Consider the following 22,877-nt stretch of genomic DNA (forward strand, 5'->3'; position numbering starts at 1 on the left):
TTCCTCGACTCGCTGCAGTCCGTTACCGCCACCGACTGGGACGCGCTGCATGATGGGCGCAATCCCTTCGTCAGCCACGCCTTCCTGGCTGGACTCGAAGCCCACGGTTGCCTGCGCGGGGACTGGGGCTGGCAGGCATGGCATTTCACCCTGTGGGAGGGCGACGTCCTGGTCGCGGCGATTCCCGGCTACCTGAAGACCAACTCCCATGGCGAGTTCGTGTTCGACCACGCCTGGGCCAATGCGTATGCCCGGCATGGGCGCAACTACTACCCGAAATGGCTCGGCGCCGTGCCGTACTCGCCGGTGACCGGGCCTCGGCTGCTGGCCCGGGACGATGCAGCCCGCGCGGGCGTGCTGTCGGCCCTGCGCGGGGCGCTGCCCACGCTGGACGTATCCTCGGCGCATATCAACTTCCACACCGAGGCGGACGACGCGCTGTTCGGCGATGACTGGCTGCTGCGCGAGGACATCCAGTTCCAGTGGCAGAACCCGGGCGACTGGACGACGTTCGATCAGTTCCTCGGCGCCATGGATCACAAGCACCGCAAGAACATCCGCCAGGAGCGCGCCCGGGTCACCCGCCAGGGCATCGGCTTCCGCGTCGTGCACGGCGATGAGGCCAGCCGCGCCGACCTGCAGGCGATGTACCGCTTCTACCTGCAGACCTTCCTCGAATACGGCAATGCACCGGCGCTCACCGAGCCCTTCCTGCGCCACCTGGCCAGCAGCCTCGGGCGCGGCCTGGTGATGTTCCTGGCCGAACACGACGGCGAACCGATTGCCGGCGCCCTGTGCCTGCGTGGGGGCGACACGCTGTATGGCCGCTACTGGGGTGGCGCCACCCTGCCTGGCCTGCACTTCGAGGCCTGCTACTACCAGGGCATCGAGTACTGCCTGCGCGAAGGCCTGACCCGCTTCGAGCCCGGCGCACAGGGCGAACACAAGCTGGCGCGCGGCTTCCTGCCGACGCGGGTGCGCAGCCGGCACTGGGTGGCCGATGCGGATTTCGCAGAAGCCCTGCAGGACTGGTGCCGGCAGGAGCGCAGGGACGTGCGGCGCTATGAGCAGACGTTGCAGCAACACAGCCCGTTCCGCACGCAGGACTAGCGCCGCCGCAGAATGGATGCGCCGGCATCGCTACACTCCCGGCATGACCCGTCAATTGCCCTGGCGCCTGGACGATGCGCCGGACGCCCCCTTCCCGCCCGCTGAAACCGCGCTGCGCAGTCCCGACGGCCTGCTGGCCGTAGGCGGCGACCTGCATCCTGCACGCCTGTTGAATGCCTATGCCGGCGGCATCTTCCCGTGGTTCAGCGACGGCGAGCCGATCCTGTGGTGGTCACCGGACCCACGCATGGTGTTCCGCACCTCCGGCGTACACCTGTCCAGCCGCTTCCGCCGCCAGCTGCGCGGCAGCCACTGGGAGGTGACGGCCGACACCGCCTTCAGCCAGGTGATGCGCGCCTGTGCTGCCGCGCCGCGCCCCGGACAGGACGGCACCTGGATCAGCCCGGCAATGGTCGAGGCCTACAGCCGGCTGCACGACCTCGGGTTCGCCCATTCCGTCGAGGTCTGGGACCGGCAGACCCTGGTCGGTGGCATCTATGGCGTGGCCATCGGTACGATGTTCTTCGGCGAAAGCATGTTCAGCGGCGCCAGCGGCGGCTCCAAGATCGCGCTGGCCGCGCTGGCGGCCACCCTGCATGGCTGGGGCTGGGAACTGATCGATGCACAGGTGGAGAATCCGCATCTGCTGCGGATGGGTGCGGTACACCTGCCACGCGCCGCGTTTCTGGACCACGTGCGGCAGGTCGTGCGCTGCCAGGGGCGTGAAGGCCCGTGGACCCGGCACATGGGCCGCTTGCCGGCCCGCGTCCTGGCCGGGGGTTAACATAAACTTTGCAAGCCGGCCGCGTCCCGCGTAAAATACTGCGCCTTAGGCCCAGCGTGGCCGTTTTCTGAACCGCACAGGACTACATGTCGAAAGACGATTCCATCGAGTTCGAGGGCACCGTCAGCGAGACGCTGCCGAACACCACTTTCCGCGTTCGTCTGGAAAATGGGCACGAGATCATCGCCCACATCTCCGGCCGCATGCGCAAGAACTACATCCGCATCCTCACCGGTGACCGGGTCAAGGTTGAAATGACCCCGTACGACCTGACCAAGGGTCGCATCACCTACCGCATGAAGTAAGCGGTCGGCGCGTCGCGCCACTTCGACAAGGCCAGCCTGCGTTGCTGGCCTTTTGTCATGCCCGCTCTCCGGCCCTGCCGGAGGTCATCGTGACCGATCTCACCATGGCGTCAGTCAGCCCTGCTTGCGGCAGATTCGCAGTTGCGACAGCGGCAGCATTCTGGGATCCGATCCACTCCGGATCGCCACCCCTGCCCCGCCATGAACCTCACTTCCCTGCTCGCCCCCTTGGCCTTGTCCGCCATCGCCCTGCTGGCCCCGTCCGCCCATGCGGCCGACACCCCGGCGGCGCAGTGCGTGCCGCTGTCCGGCGAACAGCAGATCGTTCGCGCCGGCGCCGACAGGAACATCCTGCTCCGCTCCGGCGAAGCGCACTATGTCGTGCACTTCCGCAACAGCTGCCCTTCCGCCGTGCTGGCCACCCGCCTCGGCTTCACGACCGACGGCAAGGAGGCTGACACGCTGTGCAGCGAGGGCCGAAGCAAGCTGGACACCGGTCGCGGCTCCTGCGAGGTGGCGCGCATCGAGCCGATCGATGCCGAGCGGTTCACGCGCGAAGCGCGCCGTCGCAGCCGCTGACACCCGACAGCACAAGGGCGGCCGAAGCCGCCCTTGCCCTTTCCAGTCCTTCACGCCACAGCCCGTGGCGTCAGCTCACTCCACCGTCGCCGACAGGCCGACATGCTTCTCCTGACTCAGACAGGGCCGGCCTTGCTGCTGGCCCTTTGTCGTGGGCGCTGGAAATTCCGACTGACATCGGTGGCGCACGTTTGCAACTCATTGCATGGCCCGCCCCGTGCCCCGCCCGCAGCATGGCACGCCCGCCGCTCCATGCGGCATTGATGTGTGATCAACATGCCCACGCCGCCTGCCCTCCTCATCCTGGGCCTGACCGCCTCCCTGGCCGCCGCCCCCACACCACCTGCAGGCACACTTGCAGAGCTGCCGGCAATGCTCGCGGCAACCGCCGCAATCGCACCGGTCGACAGCCTGGACGAGCTGCACTACCGGTCGTTCTCCGAGCAGAACCCGGACACCAACCCGCTGCGAAGCTGGACAAGCGGCAAGGACGCAGCCTTCGCCGGACCGATCAACAGCATGACCCTGCTTGAGCGGCGCGACCGCTGCGACACCTTGCTGGTGGTCTCCACCACAGTTGCACCGGAGACCCTGGAGCGACGCTGGAGCGAGCGCGGCGCCAGCTTCGTGACCGGTACGGACGGGCGGCGGCGCTGGACACTGTCGTTGCCGGCGGCAGACCACCTGCACGCAGCAGACGATTGGCTCGCCCATTTCCATGGTCGATATGTGGTACTGGAAGCCACGCCGGAACGCTGTCGGCGTCGCCTGGACGACGCGACGGCAGACGCGACCACCTCAACCGTCGCGCCCATCCTCGACGCCATGCTGGCCAGCCACGCACGGAATGCGGCCGATGGCACCGTCCTGGCCTGGACGATCGGCCTGGCCAATCCTCCTGCCGGACAGGCTCCGGACACAGGAAATCCTGCCGCCAACGCTCAACTGTTCCAGCTGGACGCGGCCGGGCGTACCCGGCTCATTGTCAACTGGCTATGGACAGACTGCTCGCGCGCCCGCCTGGCCTCCTTCGTCTTGCAGGCAGCATCGGCCGATCGCCTCGACTGGAAGGTCGAGGTCGTTCCATCCGACGCTCTGTGCGAACTGCGCGCCACAGGGGCGTGGCAGATCCCACCTGCACCCTGACCACACCCCCGCAATCGACAAGGGCGGCCGAAGCCGCCCTTGCCCTTTCCAGTCCTTCACGCCACAGCCCGTGGCGTCAGCTCACTCCACCGTGGCCGGCAGCAGCCGCTCCGGCTCGGCCTGGGTCTCGACCACCAGTTCGTCGTCGCGGACATCGATGCTGACCTTGCCGCCGTTGACCAGCTTGCCGAACAACAGCTCGTCGGCCAGCGGACGCTTGATCTTGTCCTGGATCACGCGCGCCATCGGACGGGCACCCATCAGCGGGTCGAAGCCATGGTGGGCCAGCCAGTCGCGCGCGGTCGGCGTGGCCGACAGGCTGACGTGCTTCTCCTGCAGCAGCATCTCCAGCTCGATCAGGAACTTGTCCACCACACGCAGGATGTGCTCGAAGCCCAGCGCCTGGAACTGCACCACCGCATCGAGGCGGTTGCGGAATTCCGGGGTGAAGCTGCGGCGGATGGTCTCCATCGCGTCGGTGGCGTGGTCCTGCTTGGTGAAGCCAATCGAACGCCGCGAGGCCTGGGCCGCGCCGGCATTGGTGGTCATCACCAGCACCACGTTCTTGAAGTTCGCTTCACGTCCGTTGGTGTCGGTCAGCACGCCCCGGTCCATGACCTGCAGCAGGATGTTGAAGATGTCCGGGTGCGCCTTCTCGATTTCGTCCAGCAGCAGCACGCAATGCGGCGTCTTGACGATCTTCTCGGTCAGCAGGCCGCCCTGGTCGAAGCCGACGTATCCCGGGGGCGCACCGATCAGGCGGCTGATCGAATGCGGCTCCATGTACTCGGACATGTCGAAGCGGACCAGCTCGATGCCCAGCTGCAGGGCCAGCTGCTTGGTCACCTCGGTCTTGCCGACACCGGTCGGGCCGGCAAACAGGAAGTTGCCGATCGGCTTCTCCGGATTGCCCAGGCCCGAGCGCGCCAGCTTGATCGCCGACGACAGGGTCTCGATGGCCGGGTCCTGGCCGAAGATCACCATCTTCAGGTTGCGCTCCAGGTGCTGCAGCACATCCTTGTCGGTGGCGCTGACCTGCTTGGTCGGGATGCGCGCCATCTTGGCAATGATGGCCTCCACCTCCTCCACGTCGATCAGTTCCTTGCGCTGGTCCTCCGGCAGCAGCCGCTGGCGCGCACCTGCCTCGTCGATCACGTCGATGGCCTTGTCCGGCAGCAGGCGGTCACCGATATGCTTGACCGACAGGTCCACCGCGGCCTGCAGCGCCTCGTCGGAGTACGTCACGCCGTGGTGGGCTTCGTACTTGCCCTTAAGGCCCTGCAGGATCTCGTAGGTCTCACCCACGGTCGGCTCGACGATGTCGATCTTCTGGAAGCGGCGCGCCAGGGCACGATCCTTCTCGAAGATGCCGCGGTACTCCTGGAACGTGGTCGAGCCGATGCAGCGCAGCTCGCCCGACGCCAGCGCCGGCTTGATCAGGTTGGACGCATCCATGGTGCCGCCCGACGCCGAACCGGCACCGATGATGGTGTGGATCTCGTCGATGAACAGCACGGCATTGGGCACCTTCTTCAGGGCCGTCAGCACGCTCTTCAGGCGCTTCTCGAAGTCGCCACGGTACTTGGTGCCGGCCACCAGTGCGCCCAGGTCGAGCGAATAGATGACGGCATCGGCCAGCACCTCCGGCACCGAGCCCTCGACGATGCGCCGGGCCAGGCCTTCGGCGATCGCGGTCTTGCCGACGCCGGCCTCGCCCACGTAGAGCGGGTTGTTCTTGCGACGGCGGCACAGGACCTGGATGGTCCGCTCGATCTCGTCGGCACGCCCGACCAGCGGGTCGATGCGTCCGGCCCGGGCCTGCTCGTTGAGGTTGCTGGCGAACTCGGTCAGGGCATCCCCCTTCGGCTCGCCCTCCCCGCCCTCGGCCCGGCTCTCGCCTTCGGAGGAAGGCTGTTCGCCCTCCTCGCCCAGCTTAGCGATGCCATGGGACAGGTAATTGACCACGTCCAGGCGGGTCACGTCCTGCTGGTTGAGGTAGTAGACGGCATGGGAGTCCTTCTCGCCGAAGATGGCGACCAGCACATTGGCGCCGGTGACCTCCTTCTTGCCCGAGGACTGCACGTGGTACACGGCCCGCTGCAGCACGCGCTGGAAGCCCAGCGTCGGCTGGGTGTCGCGGCCATCGTCTTCCGCCAGGCGGGACACGGAGGCCTCGATGGCCTGCTCCAGCTCCTGGCGCAGGCGGTCTGCATCGGCACCACAGGCCTTCAGTACGGCCTGGGCGGACGGGTTGTCGAGCAGTGCCAGCAGCAGGTGTTCGACCGTCATGAACTCATGCCGGGCCTCACGGGCGCGCTTGTAGCACTGGCCGATGGTGTGTTCGAGGTCTTTGCTGAACATGGATTACTCCGGCGGCAGATGGGGACAATATGCGGCCTGACTACGCGATTTCCATCACCCTAGCGGATTGCTGCGTTCAGATGGCGTTAGCAGTGCGGATTGCTTGATCTTCATTCACTCCCGGAAGCCCACTCACCATGAGCGAACCCTACCTGAGCCGCTGGCGATTGCGACGTGATGGTCCCGCCATCCGTACCCCGCACGCCCGGCTCTGGCCGGTACTGACCGCCGACGACCTGCCGGCAATGCTGAAGATCAGCAGTGAAACCGAAGAACAGAACAGCCATCGCCTGCTGCGCTGGTGGGACGGCGACGGTGCCGCGCGCCTGCTGGCGCACGAGGGGCCGGCCATCCTGATCGAGCGCGCCGGCGGCCAATCGCTGCGGGAGCGCTCGATCGGCGGCGATGACAGCAGCTGTACCACGATCCTGTGCCAGGTCCTGCAGCGGCTGCACCGGCCACGGAGCGCACCGCCAGCGGAGCTGGTCTGCCTGCCTACATGGTTCGCCGACCTGCTGCAGCCAAGGGGCTCGCTGCCGCCACTGCTGGAACAGTGCAGATCGCTGGCGGTCGCGCTGCTGGAGGCCGAACAGGAGGTCCGGCCGCTGCACGGTGACCTGCACCACGACAACGTGCTCGACTTCGGCACGCGCGGCTGGCTGGCGATCGACCCGAAACGGCTGATCGGTGATCGCGCGTTCGACTACACCACGCTGTTCAGCAATCCCGACCTGTGCGGTCCCGGCATCCACGTCGCGACCCGGCCGGAGCGCTTTGCGGCCCGGGTGACCGAGGTCAGCGCCCTGGCGGACCTGGATCGCACGCGCCTGCTGCGCTGGATCGCTGTCAGCGCCGGGCTGTCGGCCGTATGGTTCCGCAATGATGGCGACCCGGCCGATATCGACGAGACGGTCGCGGCGATGGCACTGGAGGCACTCGCGGAAGCGTGACCCAGCTGTAGAGCCGAGCCTGCGCTCGGCTGCTTCTGGCTGAAATCTGGATGCCTGGGCGAACAGCAGCCGAGCGCGGGCTCGGCTCTACAGGCTTCCGCCCTGGTAGGTGCCCACCTTGGTGGGCACGCCGCGCCAGGCGCAGTTAGGCCCGCACCAAAAGCCGGTCAGGCCTTTTCCATCGTGCACAGCAGCGGATGCTGGTTCATCCGTGAATACTCGTTGACCTGGCCGACCTTGGTTTCGGCCACTTCGCGGGTGAACACGCCGCAGACGCCGCGACCGCGGGTATGGACATGCAGCATCACCTGCGTCGCCTTGTCCAGGTCCATGTTGAAGAACTGCTGCAGCACGTCCACCACGAAATCCATCGGGGTGTAGTCGTCGTTGAGCAGCATGACCTGGTAGAACGGCGGCGGCGCCACTTCCGGGCGCGCGGGCTCCACGGCGATGCCGTGCTCGTGGTGGGAATCGGGGGAAGACTCGCGGGGCATCCGGTCATTATAGAGGTTGCCGCGCGCCCGCGTCGGCCCACCCGGAATGGACGGCACGGACGGCCGCCGTCACAATTGCCCTTCCCACCCCGGTTTCACAGGATTTTCATGAAAAGGACCCTTCTGCCTGCCCTGCTGATCGCCCTGGCCTGTGCCGGTCCGGCGAGCGCAGCCGATGCCGACGCCGCTGTCGGCCGCCTGCTGGACAAGCTGGGCTACAACTACGAGGTCGACGAGGATGGCGACTACCGGCTGGTGTTCGACGTCGAGGGCGACCGCACCCAGATGGTGTACGTGCGCTCGGCGGTGGAAGACTTCGGCAGCCACAACATCCGTGAGATCTGGTCGCCAGGCTACACGTCCAAGACCAAGCAGTTCCCGGTCGCGGTCGCCAACCGCCTGCTGGAGGACTCGCAGGACGCCAAGATGGGCGGCTGGGTGAAACAGGAGGCGACCGCGATGTTCGTGGTGAAGATCGACGCCGATGCCACCGCCGACCAGCTCAGCGACGCCATCGATGCCGCGATCCGCACCGCCGACGCGATGGAACTGGAACTGACCAAGAAGGACGATCTCTGAGGTGAACGCCACGCCGGACCCGCGCTGGGCACCGCACGCCACCGTCGCCACCATCGTGGTCGACGGCGGCCGCGTGCTGCTGGTCGAGGAGACCATCGATGGCCGCGCCGTGCTCAACCAGCCTGCCGGGCACCTCGAGCCCGGCGAGAGCCTGGCCGAGGCGGCGCTGCGCGAGACCCGCGAGGAGACCGGCTGGACGGTTCAGCTGACCGACTTCATCGGCTGTTACCAATGGACGGCGGGCGACGGTACGACGTTCCTTCGCTTCTGCTACGCGGCGCGCCCGGTCTCGCATGATCCGGCGCAGCCGCTCGACACCGGCATCGACCGCGCGCTGTGGATGACCCCGGCCGAGCTGCAGGCCGCCGGGCAGCGCCAGCGCAGCCCGCTGGTATGGCAGGTCGTGGCGGACTATCTGGGTGGCCAGCGCCACCCGCTTTCGCTGGTCCGGGAGGTCGCATGAGCACCCCGCGCGTGATGGTGGGCGTTTCCGGTGGCGTCGATTCGTCGGTCGCCGCCTGGCGGCTGGTGCAGCAGGGCGAGGCCGTGGCCGGCCTGTTCATGCAGAACTGGGCCGACGACGGCAGCGGCGACTGCCGCGCCGAGGATGATCGCCGCGATGCGGTGGCGGTCTGCGGCCTGCTGGGCATTCCCTTCCATTTCCGCGACTTCTCCAGCGAGTACTGGCAAGGCGTGTTCGAGCATTTCCTGGCCGAGTACGCCGCCGGCCGCACCCCCAATCCGGACGTGCTGTGCAACCGCGAGGTGAAGTTCAAGCACTTCCTGGACGCGGCGCGTGAACTGGGCGCCGAGCGCATCGCCACCGGCCATTACGCGCGGGTGACCCAGCGCGGCCACCAGTGGCTGCTGCTGCGCGGCGCCGACCGCTCCAAGGACCAGAGCTATTTCCTGCACCAGCTGGGGCAGGAGCAGCTGGCCGCCACCCTGTTCCCGATCGGCGACCTGGAAAAGAGCGACCTGCGCCGGATTGCCCGTGACGTCAGCCTGCCGACCCATGCCAAGAAGGACTCCACCGGCATCTGCTTCATCGGCGAGCGCGACTTCCGCGAGTTCCTGGGCCGCTACCTGCCGGCCCGGCCGGGACAGATCCTCGACCCGGCCGACGGCAGCGTGATTGCCGAGCATCCGGGCGTGTTCTATTTCACGCTCGGCCAGCGCGAGGGCCTGAACATCGGCGGCGTGCGTGGCCGCCCGGCCGCGCCGTGGTACGTGGTCGGCAAGGACGTGGCCAGCAACGTGCTGTATGTCGATCAGGATCGCGACAGCCCGTGGATGCTCTCCGAACGCCTGCGTTCGGAAACCGCGCACTGGATCGCCGGCGCACCACCGGCCCGGCGTTTCGAATGCACTGCCCAGACCCGCTACCGCCAGCCCGACGAGCCGTGTACGGTCGATGTGCTGGACGATGGCAGCGTGCTGGTCACCTTTGCCCGCCCGCAGCGGGCCGTCACGCCCGGCCAGTCGCTGGTGCTGTATGACGGCGAGATCTGCCTGGGCGGTGCGGTGATCGCCGCCACCGATGCGCCGCTGGAACAGCGCCTGCGCACCACCCCTTCTCCTTTTGAGGTAATCGCTGCATGAGTTTCACTGTCGACGACCGCGTCCTGGCCCTGGCCGGCATTGCCCAGGCCCTGCAGCAGGTGCGCCGCATCGCCGATACCGGCCATTCCGACGCCGCCGCTGTACGTACCGCGGTGGACAGCGTGTTCCGCGTCGACGCGTCATCTCCGCAGGAGGTGTTCGGCGACCGCCACGCGCTGAAGTCGGGCCTGCGCCTGCTGCACAACTACTTCCGCAACCAGGGCCAGGATCCGATCCTGCCCAAGCTGGCATTGTCGGTGCTGCAGCTGGAGCGCCGCTTCGTGCAGGACGGCGCAACCGTCAACAAGGTTGCCGCGGGCATCGAGCAGGCGCAGCGCAAGGCCGCCGAACTGGGCGACAGCGGTCACCCGGATGTGCTGGCCAGCCTCGGCAGCGTCTATGCGGACACCATCAGCCATCTCAAGCCGCGGGTGATGGTGCAGGGCAACCCGCATTACCTGGGCCAGGCCGGTGTGGTCTCCGAGATCCGTGCCCTGCTGCTGGCCGCCGTCCGCGCCGCGGTGCTGTGGCGGCAGGTGGGCGGCAGCTACTGGGACTTCCTGTTTGGTCGCAAGGCGATGGTCGAGGCCGTGGACCGCCTGCTGGCCTGACCGCTGCATCCGCCGGGCCATGCCCGGCGAGCGTCCGGCGCCGGAAATCCGGCGCATTCAGAAAGCGCATCGACGTTAAAGAGAAAGGGCACACGGCCGATACATCCTCCGTGCACCTCCCGAGAACGTCCATGTACTCACGCATTTTCATCCGTCTGGCCGCCCCGCTGGCCCTGACCCTGCTGCTCCCCTTCGCCATCGGCTTCGAATGGCCGGCCGCCCTGCGCTGGGCGATCCTGACCACGATGACGCTGAGCTGGCTGGGCTTTGCGTGGTGGACCGCCCGCGCCCAGGCGCACCGCTCACCGGAACAGGCCCGCGTCCTGCGTGAGCAGGACCAGCTGCTGACCGAACTGCGCAGCTTCGTCGGCAACGAAATCGACGGTTCGCGCGGCGAAGTGGAACGCGCCCGCGACCTGATCCGCCAGGCGGTATCGAGCCTGGGCGGCAGCTTCGATGCAATGAACCGCAAGTCGCGCCAGCAGAGCCAGGCGCTGTCGCGCATCGTCGACCGTGCCGGCGATGAAGGCAGTGCGGGCCTCGACGTTGCGCGGTTCGCCCAGCATGCCAGTCATCGCATGGAACAGCTGGTGGAAGCGCTGGAACAGGTCAGCGGCCAGAGCTCTACCACCGTGCAGCACATCGACCAGATGGCACAGCACCTGGACGGCATCTTCGCGCTGCTGGAAGACGTCAAGTCGATTGCCGACCAGACCAACCTGCTGGCACTGAATGCCGCCATCGAAGCGGCCCGTGCCGGCGAGGCCGGCCGCGGCTTCGCGGTGGTCGCCGACGAAGTGCGCAACCTGTCCGAGCGCTCGACCACCTTCAACGAACAGATCCGAAAGCTGGCCCACAGCTCCAAGGACGCCATCGCCAAGGTCCGCGAGACGGTCTCGCACATGGCTTCGCGCGACATGGACCGCTCCCGCGAAGCACGCCAGGAAGCAGCGGCCATGCTGGACAACGTGGCACAGATCAATGCTTCACTGGGCGAAGGCATGCGCGAGGTGTCCGAGTGTGCGCGTGCCATCGACGGCAGCGTCGCCGAGGCCGTGCGCGCGCTGCAGTTCGAAGATATCGCCACGCAGGCGCTGGGTGGCGTGCATACCCATCTCGACCGCCTGACCGCGATCAACCGCGAAGCGGTGGCCCTGCAGGAACTCCTGCACCGCAATGGCGGCGTCTTCGACGAAGAGATCGCCAGCGCGCTGCAGCGCACCGGCAACCGTCTGCGCGAACTTCGCAACGAATGGGAGCGCCCGCCGCACAAGCCGGTCGCCCAGCAGAACATGGGCGCCGGTACCGTCGAACTGTTCTGACACGCGTGTCCGCTGCCCTCTCCGGCAGTCTGCAAGGCCCCGGCTCGACCGGGGCCTTTGCCTGTGATCCACCGCCGAAAGCATCCTGTACGCGCCCCATGGCCCTGATCAGCGCCCCGCCCTCCTCCCTCACCGACATCGAACGCCCGCGCAACGCCAGCGTGCGAGAACAGCTGCAGCAGCTGGAAAAGGTCGCGCATGAGGAGATCCGCGAGCTGCAGCAGCTCGCCGATGCGCGCTCGCCCTCGCCCGGTACCGCCGGCGAACTGCTGGGCATGGCCTGGGACCTGGGGTTGAATGGAGATGCCCTGAAGTAGCGCCGGGGCGTCTGCCGGGTCTATCGCGCCCCGAACACGAAAGAGCCGAGCGTCGGCTCGGCTCTACGGTGGAACCAGGCCCATGCTCGGCTCATGTGCGCCGCAGGTTCATCGCAACCGGACAGGCCTGGAGACCGCGGGTACGCGGTCACAAATCGTCAACGCACCAGCAGCGCTTCGTTGCCGGCGTCCGTGCGCGACGGTGACTGATGCTGCTGGCGCAGCCACTGCGCCAGGTCGCGCGGGCTCAGCGGCCGCGAGTACAGGTAGCCCTGGATCTCGTCGCAGCCCTGGCGGCGCAGCATGTCTTCTTCCTGGTGCGTTTCCACACCTTCGGCCACGACCTTCATGCCCAGCGCGTGGCCCAGGTGCACGATGGCCTGGGTCACCTCGGCCGTACCCGAGTCGTGCAGCATGCCCTGCACGAAGCTGCGGTCGATCTTCAGGCGGCCCACCGGGAACCGGTTGAGGTAGTTGAGGTTGGAGAATCCCGTTCCGAAATCGTCCACCGCCAGCGGCACACCGTGCCGTTCCAGCACGTCGAAGCAATGGCGCAGGATGTCGGTGTCACGGATCAGCGCCGACTCGGTCAGCTCCAGTTCCAGGCGCTGTGGCGGCCAGCCATGGGCGTGGCAGATCTCGATCACCCGCTCGGCGAAGCCGCGATCACGCAGCTGCACGGCCGAGACGTTCACCGCGATGCGGTCGAAGTGCAGACCGGCTCTGTCCCAGGCAGTGGCCTGGCGGCAGGCTTCGTTCAGTACCCAGTCGCCGATGCGCACGATTTCACCGCACTTCTCGGCGATGGGAATGAACTCGGCCGGACTGCAGTAGCCGATGCCGGGTCGATGCCAGCGCAGCAGTGCTTCGATGGCCGGCGGCTCGCCAAGGTGGGCGTGCAGCAGCGGCTGATAGGCCAGGCTGAACTCCTCGCGCTCGATCGCGCCATGGAGTGCATGCTCCAGCTCAAGCCGGCGCTGGATGCGGGCCAGTGCGTCCTGGCTGTAGTACTGGTAGGTGTTGCGACCGGCTTCCTTGGCCGCATACATCGCGGCATCGGCGGCGCGCAGCAGTGAATCGAAATCGGTCTGGGTATCGCCCAGCATGGCGATGCCCACGCTGGCCCCCACCTTCAGCGTGGTATCGCCCCGGCGCAGCGGCTCGGCCAGCGAGCCGATCAACTTGCGCGCCACGTGACCAGCGTCTTCCGGTTCGGCCAGGTCGCGCAGCACCACGATGAATTCGTCACCGCTGAAGCGGCCGAACAGATCGTTGTTGCGCAGGTTCTGGTGCAGCCGGGTGGCTGCCGCCTTCAGCAGCGCATCACCGGTGGCATGGCCGAAGCTGTCGTTGATGGTCTTGAAGCCATCCAGGTCGATGAACAGCATCGCCAGCGAGGTGCCGCGATCACGCGCTTCCTCGATTGCTTCAGCCGTCTGCTCGCCCAGCAGCACCCGGTTCGGCAGGCCGGTCAGCAGGTCGTAATGGGCCAGCAGTTCGATGCGCTCGTTGGCCTCGCGCTCTCGCGTGATGTCACGGAACAGCACCACGAAGCGTGGCGGCAGGCCATCGCGCCGATCCAGCTCGATCAGCACCTGCACCCATACGCGCAGGCCGGATTGACGATAGAAGCAGAGATCCAGCTGCTCGGGCAGTCCGCCACCGGCAATCCGGCCCAGCGCCGCCTCGAACGCACTGCGCGAGTCCTCGGTGTACAGCGCCAACGCCTGGTCCAGGGTGATCGGCTCCTTGCGCAGTCCGTGGATGCGATAGCACTCTTCGGTCCATTGCATGTGCCGGGTCTGCACCTCGATCTCGCACCCGCCGATGCGGCCCAGGGCCGAAACGCGGTTGAGCAGCTCGGTACGCCAGCGGATCAGCGCATCGGTCTGGTGCTGTTCGGTGATGTTCTGCACCTGGCCCAGCAGCCGCTTGGGCTGGCCCTCGCCGTCCAGCAGCGGCTGCATCCACAGCCGCAGATGCAGCGATGGTTCGCCGCTGCCGCGGGCCAGCTCCAGTTCGAGGCTGGCGGAGCGGCCATCGCGCCACAAGCGGCGCCAGGCTGCCCGCAGCGCTCCACGTGAACGCGGATGCAGCTGCTTGAGCCAGCGTCGCTGGCCTGGCACGTTGCCGGGCTCAAGTGCGAGCAGCGAACGCAGTTCCGGCGACCACCAGAAGGAGCCCGTGCCTGGATCGAACGACCAGCTGCCCATGCTGGCGATGCGCTGCGCCTCGCTCAGGTGCACCTGCTGTTCGTGCAGCAACGCCTCCAGCTGCTTCTGCTGTTCGATGTCGGTGTGGGTGCCGACCATCCGCAGCGGCTGGCCGTCGGCAGTGCGCGCGACCACGCGGCCACGATCAAGCACCCAGCGCCACTGCCCGTCGGGCTGGCGGAAGCGGAACTGTGCGCTGTACTGGTCGCTGGTTCCACGCAGGTGCTGATCCAGCGCGGCGCGCACGTGGCCGATGTCCTCGCCGTGCACGCGCGCCAGCATTCCGCTGGCGGTCTCTTCGCCCAGGCCAGGGGTGCGGGTGACGCGATCGCTGGGAATATCCCAGTCCCACAGGCTGTGGCCAGCGCTGTCCAACGCCAGTTCCCAGCGTCCGCCACCCGCCAGCGGCACCGGTTCCGGCACGCTCAGGGTGAAGGCCAGCAGATTGCCGGCGCCGTCATGCACGGCGCGCAGGTGGCCGTCGTAATGCCCGCGCGGCCCCCCCGGGAGGCTGCACGCAACAATGCCACCGTCGGCCGCCAGCAGACGCAGGTCCTCCAGCATGGGCGCGTAGGCCGCGACCGTCGCCGGCAGGCCATGCTCGCGCGCGGCCGGATTGGCCGCCAGCGGACGGCCAGTGCGGTCGACGATGACCAGCGCCGACGCGAGCGGATGCTGCAGCAGGCTGGCGATGATCCCTTGGTCCACGCGATCTTGCTCCGGATGAAACGCCCGACAGCGGGGCACGCAGTGGTTAACGGCGCCTGCGGCGGATAATTGAGTGGCTACGGGGCACCTGCGCGGTAAGATGGCCGGCGCCCCTACCTGCTGCCCTGTCCATGCCCGCAGAACCGACCGGCACCGCCCCTGTTCCCGACCCGCGGATGGCCCAATCGCTGGGCCGCGATCGTCGGCGGATCGTGCTGAGTTACCTGGCGATGGCCCTGGCCTGGATGATCGCCACCGACAGCGCCGTGCAGCTGCTGGTACCCGATCCGTACCAGGCCTCGCTGTGGCAGAGCCTGAAAGGGTCGTTCTTCGCCCTGGCCAGCGCCGGGCTGCTGTACCTGCTGCTGCGGCCGCTGGCCGAGCACGTGCTGCTCACCCATGCCCGCCTGCAGGCCTCCGAGCTGCGCCTGCGGCAGATGTTCGAGGGCAATCCCGGGCCGATCCTGGTCTACGATCTGGACAGCCTGGCCATTCTCGATGCCAATCCTGCGGCCTGCAGCGCCTTCGGCTGGGAGCGCGAGGAACTGCTTGAGCGCACCATCGACGTGCTCTGGCCGCCCGGCCAGGACCAGGCGCTGCAGACCAAGCTCGAAGCCATCCGGGAGGCGCCCGAGCAGCTGTGCATCCTGCGGGCGCAGCTGCAGCTGCGCGATGGCAGCCTGCGGCAGATGGAGCTGCGCTCGAACGCAATCGGTTACGACGGCCACAACGCACGCCTGCTGATTGCCATCGATCGCACCGCCGAGGACCTTGCACAGCTGCGCCGGGACCAGGCACTGGCACGGGTGGAGGAAGCGCATGAGCTGGCGAAGATCGGCGCCTGGGAACTGGACCCCTCCAGCGGGCTGGGCCGGTACTCCAGCCAGGTCTACCGCCTGCTCGGCCGGCGCCCGCCGGAAGCGCGCCGCTGGCATCGCTTCGACGAACTGCTGGTGGCGGCCGATCCGGCCACTGCCGCGCAGGCGGACCAGCTGCTGGCCGAACTGTGTTCCGGCGAACCGGTGCAGGTGGACGTGCTGCTGCCGCTGCTGTCGATGGATGGCCGCGCGTTGATGGTGCACCTGCGCGCGGCCAGCGGCGTTGACGAGGCCGGCCGCGACCGCGTGCTCGGCACGCTGCAGGACGTGACCGAGCGCGAGCAGTCGCGGCGGCTGCTGCGCGAACGTGAGGAACAGTTCCGCGAACTGGTGCGTGTACTGCCGGACGGCGTGGTCATCCTCTTCGAGGAGCACGTGCTGTACGCCAACGCCTGGGCCGCGAGTCTGTTCGGCTATGGCGGCCATGCCCTGCTCGGCGAGCCGCTGGCGGCTCTGGTCGCCGACAGCGATCTGGCGCGGGTACGCGTGCAGCTCCGGGCCGGCCAGCCCCAGCACGGCCCCGGCCACAGCAGCGTGGTGGCAATGCAGCGTGCCGATGGCCGCAGCTTCCACGCCGGCCTGGCCGTGGGCGAAGTCCGCTACGGCGGTCGCGACTGCAAGCTGCTGATCGTGCGTGACCTGAGCGATTCCGAGCGCACCCGCAGTGCGCTGGAGACCAGCAACCGCGAACTACAGGCCATGGCCGGCCGGTTGTTCTCGCTGCAGGAGGACGAGCGCCGCGCGATCTCGCGCGACCTGCACGATGACATCGGGCAGGCCATCACCGCCATCAAGCTCTCCGCCTATGCCGCGCAGGACGAAGACGATCCGAAGCGCCGCAGCGAGGATCTGGCACAGATCGTCAGCCTGGCCGACACCACGGTGGCCAAGCTGCGTGACATCTCCACCCTGCTGCGGCCTCCACAGCTGGATGCGCTGGGCCTGGAGGCGGCACTGAGCTGGCAGGCACGGGTACTGTTCCGCTCCTCACCGGTGGAACTGCTGGCCGAAATCGAGCCCCTGCCGCATCGGCCCGACAACAGCATCGAGCAGGCCTGCTTCCGCATCGCCCAGGAAAGCCTGACCAACGTACTGCGCCACGCCCGCGCCAGCCAGGTGCAGCTGCAGCTGCGCGATGTCGGCCAGCGCGGGCTGCACCTGCAGATCCGCGACGACGGCGAGGGTTTCGACCCTGACGGCCCGCGCGGCCTGGGCCTGATCGTCATGCGCGAACGTGCGCAGAGCGTGGGCGGCCACGTGCGGATCGAGTCGGCGCACGGCGCCGGCACCCTGGTCGATGTCCATCTTCCCTACCAGGCAGCCTGCGCGGCTGCCGTCGAAACACCGGATTACTGAGCCTATGTGGAATCCCAATCTGCCGCTGGTCAGCATCGACGATGCCCCTGACCGCCTTGGCGCCGGCAATCCCGAGCTGCAGGCGATGGTGGCCGAAGCCGCTTCGGGTGGCACGCCGTTGATGCTGATGCATGTGGACATCGACCACTTCGCGTCGGTCAACGAGAACATGAGCGCGGAAGTGGGTGACCAGGCGCTGGTACTGGTGGCGCAACGCCTGCAGTCCTACCTGCGCGGGCGCGGCAAGCTGTGGCGCCATGGCAGCGACGAGTTCCTGATCGCCGTGCCGCGCGACGCCGACCTGCCACTGCCGGAGGACTTCGCCGAAGAGATCCGCCAGCAGATGGAACTGCCGCTGTCGGTGCTGCCCTACACCCTGTTCATGACCGGCAAGCTGGGCGTCAGCCTGTGCCCGGAGCATGCCAGCAGCACCTCGCGCCTGCTCGATCATGCTGAAGATGCGCTGTACCAGGCCGCCCGCGAGGGTGGCAACGCGGTGCGCATCCATGCCGTGGACACACCACCCAGCGCGCACAGCGAGAGCATCATCGCGCGCCAGATCGTCGATGCCATCCCCAATGCCGAGCTGAAGCTGCGCTACCAGCCCCTGGTCAGCGCACGCGATGGCCATGTGGTGGGCATGGAAGCCCTGCTGCGCTGGCAGTCGCCGACGCTGGGGATGCTGGTACCGGAGCGCTTCATGCGAACGGCCGAGCGGCTCGGCATCATCGTGCAGATCGGTACCTGGGTGCTGGAGGGCGCGCTCAAGCAGGCCCGGCTGTGGCGCGACCAGGGTTTCGACGACTTCACCATTGCGGTGAATGTCTCCACCCTGCAGCTGCTGCGACCGAATTTCTTCGCCGAAGTGATGTCGCTGCTGCAGGCAGCGGGCGTGCCGGCGCAGATGCTGACGCTGGAGATCAACGAAAGCGCGCTGACCAACAACGTCAATTTCGTGCACGAGACCCTGGCCAACCTGCGCAACGAAGGCATCAGCCTGAGCCTGGACAACTTCGGCACCGGCGACTCCAGCCTGAGCGCGCTGGTGCGCTATCCGGTGGACAAGCTGAAGATCGACCGCAGCTTCATCAAAAGCGCACCCGCCGGCAACCGCGAGGCCGCCATCGCCCGTGCGATCATCGCCATGGGCCACCAGCTGGGCATGACGGTGATCGCCAACGGTGTGGAATCGCAGGCACAGCTGGGCTTCCTGCGCCGCAACGACTGCGATGTGTTCCAGGGCTATCTGTTCGGCGAACCGATGTCGGCCGATGCCGCGGGCATGACCCTGCGCCGGCGCTACCTGCGCCCGGAAGCATTCGCCGAGACCCGCCCGGACCGCACCCTGCTGCTGCTGGACGATGAAGAGAACGTGCTGCGCTCGCTGGTGCGGCTGTTCCGTCGCGACGGCTACCGCATCCTCGCCGCCGGCAACGTGCGCGACGCCTTCGATCTGCTGGCGATCAACGATGTGCAGGTGATCCTGTCCGACCAGCGCATGAGCGACATGAGCGGCACCGAGTTCCTGGGCCGGGTGAAAATGCTGTACCCCGACACCATCCGCCTCGTGCTGTCCGGCTACACCGATCTGAACACGGTGACCGACGCGATCAACCGCGGCGCGATCTACCGCTTCCTGACCAAGCCATGGAACGACGACGAGCTGCGCAAGCACATCCACCAGGCCTTCCGTACCTACGAGGAACAGCGCCGCAGCAACGCCGGCCCGGTGGCCATGGACGCAGGTGACGGTGGCGAGGATCGCCCGCCGTTGCGGTGATGGAGGCCGCCGGGCATGGCCCGGCGCTACCGTGCACCTGTGCCGTGCGGCGGCTCAGCGCGGCTGCTTCACCGGCAGCACCACGCGGAAGCGCGAGCCGACGCCGGGGGTACTGTCCAGATCGATGCGACCGTGGTGCTTGTTGATGATGCTGTAGGAGATCGACAGGCCCAGGCCGGTTCCGCTGCCCACTGGCTTGGTGGTGAAGAACGGATCGAAGATGCGCTGGCGCAGTTCGGGCGAGATGCCGCCACCGGTGTCCTCGAACTCGACCCAGACATGGTCGCCCTCCACGCCGGTACGCACGGTGATGGTGCCGCGCTCGGCGATGGCATGGCCGGCGTTGAGCAGCAGGTTCATGTAGACCTGGTTGAGCTCGGACGGCAGGCACTCGACCAGCGGCAGCTGGCCGAACTCACGCACCAGGGTGACCTTGTACTTGAGCTCGTTCCAGATGATGTTGATGGTGGACTCGAGGCCGGCGTGCAGGTCGACCAGCTTCCACGACTCATCGCGGCCGGAGTACGAGAAGTCCTTGAGGTCGCGCACGATGCGCGTCACCCGCTCGATGCCCTCGCGTGACTCGGCCATCAGCTGTGGCAGATCGCGGCTGATGAAGTCGATGTCCAGCCGGTCACGGATGTCGTCGATCTCCGGGATGAGCGCCTTCGGGTCGGGCGCACGCAGGGCGCGCTCGTAGGCCTCGATCACGGTGAACAGGCTGCGCAGGTACTCCTGCAGGCTGCCGAGATTGGAGTGCACGTAGCCGATCGGGTTGTTGATCTCGTGCGCGACGCCGGCGGCAAGCTGGCCGATGGACGCCATCTTCTCCGACTGCAGCAGCTTTTCCTGCGTGCCGTTCAATCGAAGGTAGGCCTGGCGCAGTTCGGCATGGCGCTGCTGCAGCTCGCGCTCGTAGTCTTCCTGGCCCTCGATGTGGCGGAACAGTGCCAGGTAGTGGCCCTGCCCGGGCGGACCGTGATGGTACAGATGCGCGATCACCACGCCCTCGCCCAGCGGCAGGCTGCCGTTCCAGTGACCGTTCTGGCGGGCGTGCTCCAGCGCGTCCGGCGGCAGCAGCTGACGCAGGCGCTGTGGCGCCGGCAGCAGGGCTTCGTCGCTGGCCAGCAGGTTCTGCGCGGCCGGATTGGCCAAGGCGACCTGACCGTCTTCGGTGAACAGCAGCAGGCCCTCGCGCAGGCGTTCAAGCAACGCCTGCAGCACCGGCTGTGGTGGAAGGGGGGCGGTAACCAGGACGTTGGCAGCGGACACGGCGGCTCAGGGGCATTCGAACAGGCGCCCAATATACGCGGTCGTGCCGCAGGCGACAGCCTGCGAGCCGGGAGGTCCGCGCGAAATTGCGTCAGGCCACCGCCAGAGGACGGCCAGCGGTGACTGCGTGGGCCTGCCCCTTGGCATCGTAGGCCGAGGCCTCTTCGCTGCGGCCCAGCTGGCGCAGCGCCCAGTTCACTTCGCGGCGCCTGCGCGACAGCAGCACGCCGTTGGCGCGATTGCGCTCGGCCAGCTCCTGCAGCTGTTCGCCCTCGCCCACCGGCGGTGCGCCTTCCAGCGCACGCAGCGCCTCCAGCTTGGCGCCGGTGGCGCGGATCAATGCGTGCACGTCATGCTCGACCAGGGCCTGGCGTTCGACGTCCAGGGCCAGCGCCAGGCGCTGCAACGGCTCGCTCATCGCCGCGGTCATCCGTGCAGCTGCTGGTCCAGCTCAAGCATGCGCGAAGCGATCGCGTCCGGATTGATCGTATAGGTGCCGTTCTGCAGCGATTCGCGCACGGCGGCCACGCGCTGGGCGTCGATCGCCGGCGCCGTGGTCAGTTCGCGTTCGATGGCCTGCAGATTGGTGGCCTCGCCGGTCAGGCGCAGGCTGTCGGCCGCCTCCACCGGACGCGCCGGCGAGTCGCTGCTGACGCCGGGCTTGCTGGCCGGGTTCGTCACGCTGCGCAGTGCCTGGGGGACCTGCAGGTTGCCGTCGATTTTCTGGCTCATGGGGTGTCCTGGAGTTGCCGTTCACAAGGGATAACGGCCGCAGGGCCGTGATCTTTAGGGAAATCTTGCGGGAATTCAACGCGCCACGATTACGTCACCACGGGCATCCACCGTGCCCTGCACGATGCGCCGCGAGGACAGGTTCTCCACCGAGATGCGTTCGTTCTCGCCGGCATCGCCCATCGCCCGGCCCGCGATGCGCACCTCGACCGAGCCGCGCCGCGACACCAGCGCCACATTGTCTCCGCGCTTGATGAGACGCTGGGTGACCAGGTCGTTGCTCGACAGCAGCGTTCCAGCCTGCAGCGGACGCCGGGCGATGCGGCCGATCGCTGCATTGGGATCGGCCAGCACGGCCCCGGCAATGCGTGCAGCATCGCGTTGGGCGGTACTGATATCGGCAGCCGTCAGCGTTTCTCCAGCAGCGATGCCGCGTGCAAGCACCAGCACCGTCTGGTTGCGCCGCACCTTCACCGGTACGAACAGGCGCCAGCCGCCCGCATCGGGGCAGCTGACCTCGACCGTGGTGTTCGCTGTCGGCTGCACCTGCAGCGCTCCCCCGCACCGGGGAAGACGCAGCGCGTCAGCCACCTGGGCCTCGCCTTCGCTGCCGGCGGGCAGGCTCGACAACGCCGCCGCACGGATGCTGGCCACCGGCTGCCAGTCGGCGGCCACTGCCCAGGGCGAGGCAATGGCCAGTGCGACTGCCAGGATGGAGGAGATCGGGCGCATGGCGCCTCCTGTCGATGGGACCTGGCCCGGACGCGTGCAAGCGGCGTGCCAGTGCGACGCGCGGCACCACACTCGGCGCCGCTGGATCGGACCCTCAAGTTCCCGCCGCTGCACGCCGATACAGCAGCCATGTCCCATGACCTGCTCAACCGGATCGACCAGCGGACCCGCCTGGCCGGCCACAACCGACTGGCGCTGCTGCTGTTCCGCCTCGGCGGACGTCAGCTTTTTGGCGTCAATGTATTCAAGGTGCAGGAAGTGCTGCGGCGCCCGGAGCTGTTCCAGGTGCCCGGCCTGCCCGGGCAGTTCGCCGGCGTGGCCGATGTGCGCGGACGCTCGGTGCCGGTCCTGGACCTGGGCCTGGCGATCGGCCATCCCGAGCGCGAGCCGGATGCCGATACCTCGCCCGGCTACCTTGTCGTCACTGAATTCAACCGCTCGATCCAGGGCTTCCTGGTCAGCGGCGTGGAGCGCATCGTCAACATTGCGGTGGAGGACATCCATCCGCCACCGGAACTCGGCGCTGAATCGAGCTACCTGACGGCGGTTACCCGCTTCCAGGGCGAGCTGATCCAGGTGATCGACGTGGAAAGCGTGCTGGCCGACATCGCGCAGATCCGGGGCGAGGCCGTGCTCGATCCACAGATGGCCATGCCCGCCGACGGCCCGCAGCTGCAGGTGCTGGTGGTGGACGACTCGCGGGTGGCACGCCAGCAGATCCGCAGCGTGCTGGACCAGCTGGGGGTCGGCGCCACCCTGCTCTCCGATGGCCGGCAGGCGCTGGACCACCTGCTGCAGATCCACGCCTCGGGCGAGAATCCCGCCGACCGCTACGCCATGGTCATCTCCGATATCGAGATGCCGGCGATGGACGGCTACACCCTGACGACGGAAATCCGGCGCCATCCGGGGCTGGCGGGGCTGTACGTGCTGCTGCACACCTCGCTGTCGGGCGTATTCAACAACGCGATGGTCGAGCGCGTGGGCGCCAATGCCTTCGTCGCCAAGTACTCCCCGCACGAGCTGGCCGATTTCGTGCTGGACCG

The 22,877-nt window shown here is 67.7% G+C and carries 22 protein-coding genes; 15 read left to right on the forward strand and 7 right to left on the reverse strand.

The window, feature by feature from the left end; all coding sequences use genetic code 11:
• The 5 genes from N7367_RS17120 to N7367_RS17140 all read left to right on the forward strand — a co-directional run.
• A partial coding sequence (locus N7367_RS17120) for a GNAT family N-acetyltransferase (protein ID WP_279942848.1) occupies positions 1-1,110 on the forward strand: 1,110 nt, incomplete at its 5' end.
• Positions 1,111-1,153: 43 nt separating this feature from the next.
• Positions 1,154-1,894: a leucyl/phenylalanyl-tRNA--protein transferase gene (gene aat, locus N7367_RS17125; RefSeq protein WP_279942849.1), complete on the forward strand. Its 741-nt coding sequence runs from the start codon at positions 1,154-1,156 to the stop codon at positions 1,892-1,894.
• A gap of 86 nt (positions 1,895-1,980) precedes the next feature.
• Positions 1,981-2,199, forward strand: a complete 219-nt coding sequence (gene infA, locus N7367_RS17130; RefSeq protein WP_005409596.1) for a translation initiation factor IF-1 — start codon at positions 1,981-1,983, stop codon at positions 2,197-2,199.
• A gap of 201 nt (positions 2,200-2,400) precedes the next feature.
• Positions 2,401-2,778, forward strand: coding sequence for a hypothetical protein (locus tag N7367_RS17135; RefSeq protein WP_065182195.1), 378 nt, complete (start codon positions 2,401-2,403; stop codon positions 2,776-2,778).
• Between the two features lie 276 nt (positions 2,779-3,054).
• Positions 3,055-3,924: a hypothetical protein gene (locus N7367_RS17140; RefSeq protein WP_279942850.1), complete on the forward strand. Its 870-nt coding sequence runs from the start codon at positions 3,055-3,057 to the stop codon at positions 3,922-3,924.
• A gap of 81 nt (positions 3,925-4,005) precedes the next feature.
• On the opposite strand, the gene clpA is transcribed toward N7367_RS17140, so the two are convergent.
• Positions 4,006-6,285: an ATP-dependent Clp protease ATP-binding subunit ClpA gene (clpA, locus tag N7367_RS17145; protein WP_065182194.1), complete on the reverse strand. Its 2,280-nt coding sequence runs from the start codon at positions 6,283-6,285 to the stop codon at positions 4,006-4,008.
• Positions 6,286-6,422: 137 nt separating this feature from the next.
• Between clpA and N7367_RS17150 the strand changes: the two genes are divergently transcribed.
• Positions 6,423-7,235 carry an APH(6) family putative aminoglycoside O-phosphotransferase gene (locus tag N7367_RS17150; RefSeq protein ID WP_279942851.1) on the forward strand — a complete coding sequence of 271 codons (813 nt, stop codon included), beginning with the start codon at positions 6,423-6,425 and terminating at the stop codon, positions 7,233-7,235.
• Between the two features lie 167 nt (positions 7,236-7,402).
• Here N7367_RS17150 and clpS read toward each other — a convergent pair whose 3' ends face one another.
• Entirely contained in the window at positions 7,403-7,729 is a 327-nt protein-coding gene (gene clpS, locus N7367_RS17155; protein WP_053517940.1) for an ATP-dependent Clp protease adapter ClpS, read from the reverse strand.
• 108 nt (positions 7,730-7,837) lie between these two features.
• Between clpS and N7367_RS17160 the strand changes: the two genes are divergently transcribed.
• The 6 genes from N7367_RS17160 to N7367_RS17185 all read left to right on the forward strand — a co-directional run bounded on the left by N7367_RS17160 (position 7,838) and on the right by N7367_RS17185 (position 12,160).
• Complete coding sequence (locus tag N7367_RS17160) at positions 7,838-8,308, forward strand: hypothetical protein (RefSeq protein ID WP_053517939.1); 471 nt, start codon at positions 7,838-7,840, stop codon at positions 8,306-8,308.
• Between the two features lies 1 nt (position 8,309).
• Positions 8,310-8,771, forward strand: coding sequence for an NUDIX hydrolase (locus N7367_RS17165; RefSeq protein ID WP_065182192.1), 462 nt, complete (start codon positions 8,310-8,312; stop codon positions 8,769-8,771).
• Entirely contained in the window at positions 8,768-9,910 is a 1,143-nt protein-coding gene (gene mnmA, locus N7367_RS17170) for a tRNA 2-thiouridine(34) synthase MnmA (protein WP_053517935.1), read from the forward strand. Before N7367_RS17165 ends, mnmA begins: the two co-directional genes overlap by 4 nt.
• Complete coding sequence (hflD, locus tag N7367_RS17175) at positions 9,907-10,521, forward strand: high frequency lysogenization protein HflD (RefSeq protein WP_065175704.1); 615 nt, start codon at positions 9,907-9,909, stop codon at positions 10,519-10,521. Before mnmA ends, hflD begins: the two co-directional genes overlap by 4 nt.
• A gap of 131 nt (positions 10,522-10,652) precedes the next feature.
• Positions 10,653-11,843, forward strand: a complete 1,191-nt coding sequence (locus tag N7367_RS17180) for a methyl-accepting chemotaxis protein (protein ID WP_053517932.1) — start codon at positions 10,653-10,655, stop codon at positions 11,841-11,843.
• Between the two features lie 98 nt (positions 11,844-11,941).
• Positions 11,942-12,160, forward strand: a complete 219-nt coding sequence (locus N7367_RS17185; protein WP_279942852.1) for a hypothetical protein — start codon at positions 11,942-11,944, stop codon at positions 12,158-12,160.
• Positions 12,161-12,318: 158 nt separating this feature from the next.
• On the opposite strand, the gene N7367_RS17190 is transcribed toward N7367_RS17185, so the two are convergent.
• Positions 12,319-15,081 carry a GGDEF domain-containing phosphodiesterase gene (locus tag N7367_RS17190; RefSeq protein ID WP_053517927.1) on the reverse strand — a complete coding sequence of 921 codons (2,763 nt, stop codon included), beginning with the start codon at positions 15,079-15,081 and terminating at the stop codon, positions 12,319-12,321.
• A 131-nt stretch (positions 15,082-15,212) separates the two neighbouring features.
• Between N7367_RS17190 and N7367_RS17195 the strand changes: the two genes are divergently transcribed.
• The gene (locus N7367_RS17195) at positions 15,213-17,315 is read left to right on the forward strand and encodes a PAS domain S-box protein (RefSeq protein ID WP_111187002.1); all 2,103 of its coding nucleotides are present in this window, start codon (positions 15,213-15,215) and stop codon (positions 17,313-17,315) included.
• Between the two features lie 4 nt (positions 17,316-17,319).
• Positions 17,320-19,095 (forward strand): EAL domain-containing protein, encoded by a 1,776-nt coding sequence (locus N7367_RS17200; protein WP_053517925.1) that lies wholly within the window; start codon positions 17,320-17,322, stop codon positions 19,093-19,095.
• Between the two features lie 54 nt (positions 19,096-19,149).
• On the opposite strand, the gene N7367_RS17205 is transcribed toward N7367_RS17200, so the two are convergent.
• The 4 genes from N7367_RS17205 to flgA all read right to left on the reverse strand — a co-directional run bounded on the left by N7367_RS17205 (position 19,150) and on the right by flgA (position 21,831).
• Entirely contained in the window at positions 19,150-20,367 is a 1,218-nt protein-coding gene (locus N7367_RS17205) for an ATP-binding protein (protein WP_279942853.1), read from the reverse strand.
• 91 nt (positions 20,368-20,458) lie between these two features.
• Positions 20,459-20,797, reverse strand: coding sequence for a flagella protein (locus N7367_RS17210; protein WP_053517922.1), 339 nt, complete (start codon positions 20,795-20,797; stop codon positions 20,459-20,461).
• On the reverse strand, positions 20,794-21,099 hold the full coding sequence (gene flgM / locus N7367_RS17215; RefSeq protein ID WP_053517921.1) for a flagellar biosynthesis anti-sigma factor FlgM: 306 nt from the start codon (positions 21,097-21,099) through the stop codon (positions 20,794-20,796). The genes N7367_RS17210 and flgM overlap by 4 nt, the downstream gene beginning before the upstream one ends.
• 75 nt (positions 21,100-21,174) lie before the next feature.
• Positions 21,175-21,831, reverse strand: a complete 657-nt coding sequence (flgA, locus tag N7367_RS17220; RefSeq protein ID WP_053517920.1) for a flagellar basal body P-ring formation chaperone FlgA — start codon at positions 21,829-21,831, stop codon at positions 21,175-21,177.
• A gap of 129 nt (positions 21,832-21,960) precedes the next feature.
• On the opposite strand from flgA, the gene N7367_RS17225 reads away from it, so the two are divergent.
• Positions 21,961-22,877: chemotaxis protein (locus N7367_RS17225; protein WP_279942854.1), on the forward strand; the 917-nt coding region annotated here is incomplete at its 3' end.

This window comes from Stenotrophomonas sp. GD04145 (assembly GCF_029835135.1).
Lineage (GTDB): Bacteria > Pseudomonadota > Gammaproteobacteria > Xanthomonadales > Xanthomonadaceae > Stenotrophomonas > Stenotrophomonas maltophilia_P.

Coding starts and splice junctions, on each gene's coding strand:
- hflD (WP_065175704.1), top strand. CDS start 9,907: ATGAGTTTCACTGTCGACGACCGCGTCCTGGCCCTGGCCGGCATTGCC.
- N7367_RS17160 (WP_053517939.1), top strand. CDS start 7,838: ATGAAAAGGACCCTTCTGCCTGCCCTGCTGATCGCCCTGGCCTGTGCC.
- flgM (WP_053517921.1), bottom strand. CDS start 21,099: ATGAGCCAGAAAATCGACGGCAACCTGCAGGTCCCCCAGGCACTGCGC.
- flgA (WP_053517920.1), bottom strand. CDS start 21,831: ATGCGCCCGATCTCCTCCATCCTGGCAGTCGCACTGGCCATTGCCTCG.
- N7367_RS17180 (WP_053517932.1), top strand. CDS start 10,653: ATGTACTCACGCATTTTCATCCGTCTGGCCGCCCCGCTGGCCCTGACC.
- N7367_RS17135 (WP_065182195.1), top strand. CDS start 2,401: ATGAACCTCACTTCCCTGCTCGCCCCCTTGGCCTTGTCCGCCATCGCC.
- clpA (WP_065182194.1), bottom strand. CDS start 6,285: ATGTTCAGCAAAGACCTCGAACACACCATCGGCCAGTGCTACAAGCGC.
- clpS (WP_053517940.1), bottom strand. CDS start 7,729: ATGCCCCGCGAGTCTTCCCCCGATTCCCACCACGAGCACGGCATCGCC.
- N7367_RS17195 (WP_111187002.1), top strand. CDS start 15,213: ATGCCCGCAGAACCGACCGGCACCGCCCCTGTTCCCGACCCGCGGATG.
- N7367_RS17185 (WP_279942852.1), top strand. CDS start 11,942: ATGGCCCTGATCAGCGCCCCGCCCTCCTCCCTCACCGACATCGAACGC.
- N7367_RS17200 (WP_053517925.1), top strand. CDS start 17,320: ATGTGGAATCCCAATCTGCCGCTGGTCAGCATCGACGATGCCCCTGAC.
- infA (WP_005409596.1), top strand. CDS start 1,981: ATGTCGAAAGACGATTCCATCGAGTTCGAGGGCACCGTCAGCGAGACG.
- N7367_RS17140 (WP_279942850.1), top strand. CDS start 3,055: ATGCCCACGCCGCCTGCCCTCCTCATCCTGGGCCTGACCGCCTCCCTG.
- N7367_RS17150 (WP_279942851.1), top strand. CDS start 6,423: ATGAGCGAACCCTACCTGAGCCGCTGGCGATTGCGACGTGATGGTCCC.
- aat (WP_279942849.1), top strand. CDS start 1,154: ATGACCCGTCAATTGCCCTGGCGCCTGGACGATGCGCCGGACGCCCCC.
- mnmA (WP_053517935.1), top strand. CDS start 8,768: ATGAGCACCCCGCGCGTGATGGTGGGCGTTTCCGGTGGCGTCGATTCG.
- N7367_RS17210 (WP_053517922.1), bottom strand. CDS start 20,797: ATGACCGCGGCGATGAGCGAGCCGTTGCAGCGCCTGGCGCTGGCCCTG.